This window comes from Streptomyces graminilatus (genome assembly GCF_001418565.1).
In the GTDB taxonomy this organism is placed as follows: domain Bacteria; phylum Actinomycetota; class Actinomycetes; order Streptomycetales; family Streptomycetaceae; genus Streptomyces; species Streptomyces graminilatus.
This window is the reverse complement of record NZ_LIQQ01000045.1, coordinates 1-7,262: the sequence shown is the minus strand read 5'-3', so window position 1 is coordinate 7,262 and position 7,262 is coordinate 1. Positions and strand designations below refer to the sequence as shown.

The following is a 7,262-nucleotide window of genomic DNA, read 5'->3' as shown; positions in this document are numbered from 1 at the left end:
GCGCAGTTCCCCGCGCCCCCAGGTATGTCTCCGCGACGTCTCTTGTTAAGTGCTGTCGGTCTTGGCTAATAGGCTGGGGGCGTTCTAGCCGCCGCACCGCATCTGGGGAGAAACGCACATGGCACCCGGCCTTCCTATCGCCATGGATCGACCGCACTTCATCGGTATCGGTGGTGCCGGGATGTCGGGGATCGCGAAGATCCTCGCGCAGCGCGGGGCGCGGGTGGCCGGCAGTGATGCCAAGGAGTCCGAGACCGCCGCCGCGCTGCGGGCGCTGGGGGCGACCGTGCACATCGGACACGCGGCCGGGCATCTCGCCGACGACGCCACCTGTGTCGTGGTCTCCTCCGCGATCCGCGCGGACAACCCCGAGCTGGCGCGGGCGGCGGAGCTGGGGGTCCCGGTGGTCCACCGGTCGGACGCGCTCGCCCGGCTGATGGACGGTCTGCGGCCGATCGCGGTCGCGGGCACCCATGGCAAGACGACCACGACGTCGATGCTGGCGGTGTCGCTGAGCGAGCTGGGCCTCAACCCCTCGTACGCGATCGGCGGCGACCTGGACGCGCCCGGCTCGAACGCCCTGCACGGCGACGGCGAGATCTTCGTGGCCGAGGCGGACGAATCGGACCGCAGCTTCCACAAGTACGCGCCCGAGGTCGCGATCGTCCTCAACGTCGAACTCGACCACCACGCCAACTACGCCTCCATGGAAGAGATCTACGAGTCCTTCGAGACGTTCGCGGGCCGGATCGTGCCCGGCGGGACGCTGGTGATCTCCGCCGACAACGAAGGCGCCCGCGAGCTGACGCGGCGCCTGCCGGACTCCGTGCGGGTGGTGACGTACGGGGAGTCGGCGGACGCGGACGCGCGCGTGGTGTCCGTCGTACCGCAGGGGCTGAAGAGCGAGGTGACCGTCGAGCTGGACGGGGAGCGGCTCACCTTCACCGTCTCGGTGCCGGGCCGGCACTACGCGCACAACGCGGTGGCCGCGCTGGCGGCGGGCGTCGCGCTGGGCGTGCCCGCGGGCGAGCTGGCCCCCGCCCTGGCGGCGTACACGGGGGTGAAGCGGCGGCTCCAGTTGAAGGGCGAGGCTGCGGGCGTCCAGGTCGTCGACTCGTACGCGCACCACCCGACCGAGATGACGGCGGACCTGGAGGCGATGCGGGCGGCGGTCGGTGACGCGCGCATCCTGGTGGTCTTCCAGCCGCACCTCTTCTCCCGTACCCAGGAGCTGGGCAAGGAGATGGGCCAGGCGCTGGCGCTCGCGGACGCGTCGGTCGTCCTCGACATCTACCCGGCCCGCGAGGACCCGGTCCCCGGGGTGACCAGCGCGCTGATCATCGACGCCGCGCGGGCGGCGGGCGCCGATGTGACGGCCGTGTCCGACAAGGCCGAGGTGCCCGGGGCGGTCGCGGGAATGGCGAAGCCCGGTGATCTCGTTCTCACCATGGGCGCGGGCGATGTCACGGACCTGGGCCCGCGGATCCTGGACCACCTGGCACGGTGACGTCCGTGGTTCCGCAGTGACTTTCGTAGTGAGGGGCTGAGTCTCATGTCGTACGACGTCGAAAAGCCGGACGAGCAGTGGCGCGCGGAACTGACGCCGGCCGAGTACGCGGTCCTGCGTCAGGCCGGTACGGAGCCCGCCTTCGTGGGTGAGTACACGGGCACCAAGACCAAGGGGGTCTACTCCTGTAGGGCCTGTGGTGCCGAACTCTTCACCTCGGACACGAAGTTCGAGTCGCACTGCGGCTGGCCGTCCTTCTTCGACCCGAAGGACACCGAGGCGGTGGAGCTGATCGCCGACCGCTCGCTCGGGATGGTGCGGACCGAGGTGCGGTGCGCCCGGTGCGGATCGCACCTCGGGCACGTGTTCGAGGGGGAGGGGTATCCGACCCCGACCGATCAGCGGTACTGCATCAACAGCATCTCGCTGCGGCTGACGCCCGACGAGGGCTGAGGACCGGGCGGGACGCCGGGCCACCGGAGGGATTCCGGTGGCCCGTGAAGCCGTACGCGGCCTCAGGCGGTGTGGGCGTTCCCGCCGTCCTGGGCCGCCGCCGCCATCAACCGGTCGATCAGGGCTATCAGCACGTCCCGGCACGACTCCCGGCTCCGTGCGTCGCACAGCAGGACCGGTGTGTGCTCCGGCAGCGCGAGCGACTCCCGGATCTCGTCCGGCCCGTACGGATGTTCTCCATGGAAGCCGTTCACGCCGACGACGAACGGGATGTCCCGGCGCTCGAAGAAGTCGATCGCCGCGAAACTGGACTCCGGCCGGCGTACGTCGATGAGGACCACGGCGCCCAGCGCGCCGATCGCCAGGTCGTTCCACATGAACCAGAACCGCTGCTGACCCGGCGTACCGAAGAGGTACAGGACCAGCTCCTGGCTGAGCGTGATGCGGCCGAAGTCGAGGGCCACGGTGGTGGCCTTCTTCTCCTCGATGCCGTCGAGGTCGTCGATGCCGAGACCGGCCGCGGTGAGCGGTTCCTCGGTGCGCAACGGCACGATCTCGCTGACCGAGCCGACCATCGTCGTCTTGCCGACACCGAAGCCGCCGGCGATGAGAATCTTGACCGTGTCGGGCGCCGGGGTCCCGTTCACGGTCGGGTCAGAGCCGGCCAAGACCGTCCCTCACTTTCTGCAGCAGACCCATGTCCGTGGTGCGCGAGATCTGGCGTGGGGCCTGGGCGGTGATCCGGCCGGCCTCCAGCAGGTCGCACAGCATGATGACGACCACGCTCACCGGCAGGTCCAGATGGGCCGCGAGCTCCGCCACCACGACGGGACGCGCGCACAGCCGCAGGATCCGGGCGTGCTCGGGCTGCGGCCGTTTGCCCCCGTCGGGCTGCGGCTCCACCGCCGTCACCAGGGTGAGCAGTGTGAAGTCGGCGCGGCTGGGCCGGGTCCGCCCGCCGATGAGGGTGAACGGCCGTACGAGACGGCCGGCCGCGTCGCTTCCGTTCACCTCACTCGCCGGCCGCGCCGACGACCCCGGCACGCGGGGCCGCGCTGAGGTGTTCACCGATCTTCTTCACCAGCATGTTCATCTGGTACGCGACCACGCCGACGTCCGCGCCCTGGCTGGTCAGGACGGCGAGATGGGCGCCGGGGCCGGCCGCGGTGAGGATCAGATAGCCGTTGCGCATCTCGATCAGCGCCTGGCGCACCGGGCCGCCCCGGAAGTCCATGCTGACGCCCTTGCTGAGGCTCATCAGCCCGGACGCGGTCGCCGCGAGCCGCTCGGCGTCGTCGCGCAGGAACGCGGTGGATCTGCTGACGACCAGTCCGTCCTCGGAGAGCACGACGGCGTGGTTCACCTCGGCTACCCGGTCCACGAGTCCGGTGAGCAACTGGTCGAGCTCGGTGTGAGTGGCGGGGGTGGGGCGTGTCATTTCTCTGTCCTTCATCAGCGGTCCGCGGGCGGGGTCGGGGTGACCGTGGTGCCTGCGGCGGGGAGCGGTGAGTCGGGTTCCCGGGGCGCGATGTCCTCCCCATGGTCGTACTGCTCTTCGGTGTCGTCGTCACGGGCCTGGAGGGTGCCGCGCTGGAAACCGGCGAGCGATGAGGCGGCGCGCTCCGCCGAGAACTCGTCGAGCGCGTCGTCGGAGGTGCCGCGGGGTTCGGTGTCCTCCAGCAGTTCCGCGGCCAGACTGGTCTGCGGCACACGGCGCGGCAGCGGGGTGAGCCCGTCCTTGCGGACGCCGCCGCCCTGCTCGGCCTGCCGCCCGCCTGCCCGGCCGTTGACCCGGCCGACGCCCCGGTCCGCCCCGACGAGGGCGGTCTGCCGGACCGTGAAACCGGCGTCGGCGGCCCGGACACGGGCCACGGCGGGCTGTGGCTCCCGGGCGCGCTCGTGGCCGGGGCGTTCCCCGGTGAGCGCGCCGGGCACCCTGGCGGACACCGGAGTCGCGAAGGAGGAGTCCGCGTCCGGCGCGAGGAGTTCGCGTACGACGACCTCGTGCGGGATCAGTACGATCGCCGTCGTACCGCCGTACGGTGAGGAGCGCAGCGTGACGCTGATGCCGTGCCGGACGGCGAGGCGCGCGATCACGAACATGCCGAGCCGCAGGTCGTCGGCGAGCGCCACCACATCGAACTGCGGGGCCTTGGACAGGTGTTCGTTGAACGACGCGTAGTCCTCGTCGGACATGCCGAGCCCACGGTCCTCGACCTCGATGGCCAGCCCCTTGGCGACCACCGCGGCCCGTACGCCCACCGGGCTGGGCGCGGGGGAGTAGGCGGTCGCGTTGTCGATCAGCTCGGCCAGCAGATGGATGACGTCGGCCACCGCGTGCGGCGCGAGATACACGTCCTCCTCGGTCTGCACGTCGACCCGCTGGTACTCGGCGACCTCACCGACGGCGCTGCGCAGGATGTCGATCAGCGCGACCGGATCGGTCCAACTGCGTCCGGGGCGCTCCCCGCTGATGATGACGAGGTTCTCCTCGTAGCGGCGCAACTGGCTGGCCGTGGAGTCGAGCTCGTACAGGCCCTTGAGGATCTCCGGGTCCTGGTGGCGGCGTTCCAGCGCGTCCAGCTTGGTGAGCTGGAGGTTGACCAGGTTCTGGCTCTGCCGGGCGATGCCCAGGATGATCTTCTGGAAGCCGCGCCGGGTGTCGGCGAGTTCGACCGCGGTGTGCACGGCGGTGCGCTGCGCGGCGTTGAACGCGTGTGCCACCTGGCCGAGTTCGTCGTGGCCGTAGTCCAGCGGCGGGGTGGCCGACTCGACGTCGACCGTCTCGCCCCGGTTGAGCCGCGCCAGTACGTCGGGCAGCCGCTCCTCGGCCAGGCTGAGGGTGGCCATGCGCAGCCCGCGCAGCCGGCGGGACAGGGACCGGGTGATGCGCCAGGACAGGGCGATGCACAGCAGCAGCCCGCCGAGTCCGCCGGCGCTCAGCGAAGCCGCCTTGATCAGCAGCGTCTGTGACTCGTCGTCGCTGCGGGCGAGCAGCCCCTGGGTCTCGTCGTGGATGAGCGAGCCGTACTGGGCGCTCAGTTCGTCCATCGCGGCGGCCCACTGCGCGCGCTTCCTCGGCAGGGTGATCCGCCGCTCGGCGCCCCCGCCGGGCGTGCCCGAGGCGAGCACCTCGTCCTCGATGGAGGTCAGGGTCCGCCAGGCGGGGCCCGTCAGGATCGCCGCGGTGCGGGCCTTCGCCGAACCGGTCAGCGACTGGACGAGCTGGTCCTCGACGACCCAGCGCCGGGCGCTGACCAGCCGGACGTACGTCTCCCACTCGTCCTGGTCGAAGTGGCCCGAGGGCCAGGCCAGCATGAGCTGGGAGTCCTCCTGGGCGACCAGTTCGGCGGCCTGCTCCAGCGAGACGAGCGGACCGGCCTGTGAGGTGAGGTCGCCGTCGTCGACCTGGGAGAGCTCCTGGAACGAGTGGATCTGGTTGCCGATGATCGACGAGTACTGGTCCAGCACCTGCTGGGGGGAGATGTCGGTGCGACGGTCGACCTGCCCCCGGTAGTACTCCAGGCTGCCCGTCGCGGCGATGACCGAGTACATCCGCTCCCCGATGCGCTCGGGAGCCTCCTGGATGGCCCTCGACTGGCCGACCAGTTGCGCGACCGCCGCGTTCACCACCTTGCGCTGCGCGTCCAGGGCCCTGCGGTCACCCCTGGGGGTGGCCAGCCACTCGGCCGACAGGGTGCGTTCCCGCTGCAGCGCGAGCGTGGCGTCGGTGCCCATGGCACCGGTCGCCCGGCTGAGTCCCGTCTGGTCCCGCAGCCGCAGCCCCTCCGAGAACATCTGAATCGTCGTCACACCCCACATCGCGGCGAGGGTGACGCTGGGCACCAGCGCGAGCAGAACCAGCGAGAGACGTATGGAGCCGAGACGGCGCCGGGCACCTTTGCGTGGAGGCATCGTCGTCCTAGGGCGATCAGCGGTGAGGGAGACGGACAGGTGAGGGGGGTGGACAAAAGGCGTGTGACAGACGGTCGGTGACAGCGGAAACGGAACGAGCGGCAGAACAGGCACGGGTCCGCAGGATGCTATCCGTACAAATGAACGTACGCACCGTTAGTCCCCGAAGCTTGGCGCAGCCGTTGTACGACGGTTGCCCCGCGAGTGGCCGGATTTCCGCCGGGCGGAGGGTGCATGTGACGTTCAGCGGGTGCCCTCGGACGCGAACCGGGCGACGTCGGCGATGTTGTGCCTGGTGACGAAGGCCGGCCCGGTGAGCACGGGAGCCGACCCGCCGCCGCTGAAGTTGCCGTTGGACCTGTACAGCCAGAGCGAGTCGACGGCGAGATAGCCCTGGAGGTACGGCTGCTGGTCCACGGCGAACTGCACACGACCGTTCCTCACCGCGCCCACGATGTCGTTGTTGAGGTCGAAGGTGGCGATCTTCGCCCTGCTCTTGGTCTGCTCCACCGCCTTCACCGCCGAGAGCGCGAACTGCGCGCCCAGTGTGACGACTTCGTCGATGCTCGGGTCCTGGTTCAGCTTGGCCGCGACCACCGCGGTCACCGCGTCCAGGTCGGTGCCGTCGACGTACACGGTGTCGGTCTCGCCGGTGAACGTCTTCCTGGCGCCGGCACAGCGGGCCTCCAGACCGACGTTCCCCTGCTCGTGGATGACGCAGAGGGCGTGTCTGGCCCCGAGCGCGTCCAGCTTGGCGCCGAGCGCCCGGCCCGCGGTGCTCTCGTCCTGGCCGAAGAACGCCAGCAGGCCCGTCGAACGCCAGGAACCGATCCCCGAGTTGAGCCCGACCACCGGGATCCCCGCCGCCCTCGCCTGTAACACCGCCCCTTTCATCGCGTCGGGCTTGGCGAGGGTCACGGCGATCCCGTCGACCTTCTCCTTGACCGCGTCGCGCACCAGGTCGGCCTGGGCGGTGGCATCGGGGTCACTGGCGTACGTCAACTCGATGTGGTCCTTGGCGGCGGCGGCCCGCGCGCCCTTCTGCACCCGCTCCCAGAAGACATCGCCCTTGGCCCCGTGGGTGATCAGGGCGACCCTGGACCGGGCGGTGCCGGCGCCGGCGGCGCCCTGAGCGGAGTCCGACCCGTCGGAACCGGAACCCGAGCAGCCGACCGCGAGCAGACAGACGGCGGCCATACCGGCGACAACGGGCGTGACACGGGCGGGTCGTGCGGAACCGGTGGGGACGGGGGGTGTGTTCATGGAAGTGCGGCACCTCGCTGCGCGGCCGAGGAGAGGGACGTGGGCCAGGAAAGGGAGCGGGACAGGGAAGGGGAGTTCGACGGGCGGGGAGTGCTGGCGGAAGGGGGAGTCGGGCAGGTGGGGG

Annotated in this window: 7 protein-coding genes; 2 read left to right on the top strand and 5 right to left on the bottom strand. The window is 70.7% G+C overall.

The features are described from left to right. The first annotated feature begins 118 nt into the window (after positions 1-118). Together murC and msrB are read left to right on the top strand one after the other, a co-directional pair. Positions 119-1,507 (top strand): UDP-N-acetylmuramate--L-alanine ligase, encoded by a 1,389-nt coding sequence (gene murC / locus AOK08_RS05400; RefSeq protein WP_198539119.1) that lies wholly within the window; start codon positions 119-121, stop codon positions 1,505-1,507. Positions 1,508-1,552: 45 nt separating this feature from the next. Beyond that, a complete protein-coding gene (msrB, locus tag AOK08_RS05395) occupies positions 1,553-1,960 on the top strand; it encodes a peptide-methionine (R)-S-oxide reductase MsrB (protein ID WP_055524149.1) in 408 nt (135 codons plus the stop codon). A gap of 62 nt (positions 1,961-2,022) precedes the next feature. Here msrB and AOK08_RS05390 read toward each other — a convergent pair whose 3' ends face one another. From AOK08_RS05390 to AOK08_RS05370, 5 genes are all read right to left on the bottom strand, one after another. Further along, positions 2,023-2,628 (bottom strand): GTP-binding protein, encoded by a 606-nt coding sequence (locus tag AOK08_RS05390; RefSeq protein WP_055524148.1) that lies wholly within the window; start codon positions 2,626-2,628, stop codon positions 2,023-2,025. After that, complete coding sequence (locus AOK08_RS05385; protein WP_055524153.1) at positions 2,615-2,971, bottom strand: DUF742 domain-containing protein; 357 nt, start codon at positions 2,969-2,971, stop codon at positions 2,615-2,617. The genes AOK08_RS05390 and AOK08_RS05385 overlap by 14 nt, the downstream gene beginning before the upstream one ends. A 1-nt stretch (position 2,972) precedes the next feature. Then, positions 2,973-3,398 (bottom strand): roadblock/LC7 domain-containing protein, encoded by a 426-nt coding sequence (locus tag AOK08_RS05380; RefSeq protein WP_006377390.1) that lies wholly within the window; start codon positions 3,396-3,398, stop codon positions 2,973-2,975. Positions 3,399-3,412: 14 nt separating this feature from the next. Beyond that, positions 3,413-5,875, bottom strand: coding sequence for a sensor histidine kinase (locus AOK08_RS05375; RefSeq protein ID WP_055524146.1), 2,463 nt, complete (start codon positions 5,873-5,875; stop codon positions 3,413-3,415). Positions 5,876-6,118: 243 nt separating this feature from the next. Then, entirely contained in the window at positions 6,119-7,138 is a 1,020-nt protein-coding gene (locus tag AOK08_RS05370; RefSeq protein WP_055524144.1) for a substrate-binding domain-containing protein, read from the bottom strand. Positions 7,139-7,262: the final 124 nt, after the last annotated feature.

Excerpts from the sequence above, each read along its gene's own strand:
- AOK08_RS05370 (WP_055524144.1), bottom strand. The coding sequence starts at position 7,138 with ATGAACACACCCCCCGTCCCCACCGGTTCCGCACGACCCGCCCGTGTC.
- murC (WP_198539119.1), top strand. The coding sequence starts at position 119 with ATGGCACCCGGCCTTCCTATCGCCATGGATCGACCGCACTTCATCGGT.
- msrB (WP_055524149.1), top strand. The coding sequence starts at position 1,553 with ATGTCGTACGACGTCGAAAAGCCGGACGAGCAGTGGCGCGCGGAACTG.
- AOK08_RS05380 (WP_006377390.1), bottom strand. The coding sequence starts at position 3,398 with ATGACACGCCCCACCCCCGCCACTCACACCGAGCTCGACCAGTTGCTC.
- AOK08_RS05375 (WP_055524146.1), bottom strand. The coding sequence starts at position 5,875 with ATGCCTCCACGCAAAGGTGCCCGGCGCCGTCTCGGCTCCATACGTCTC.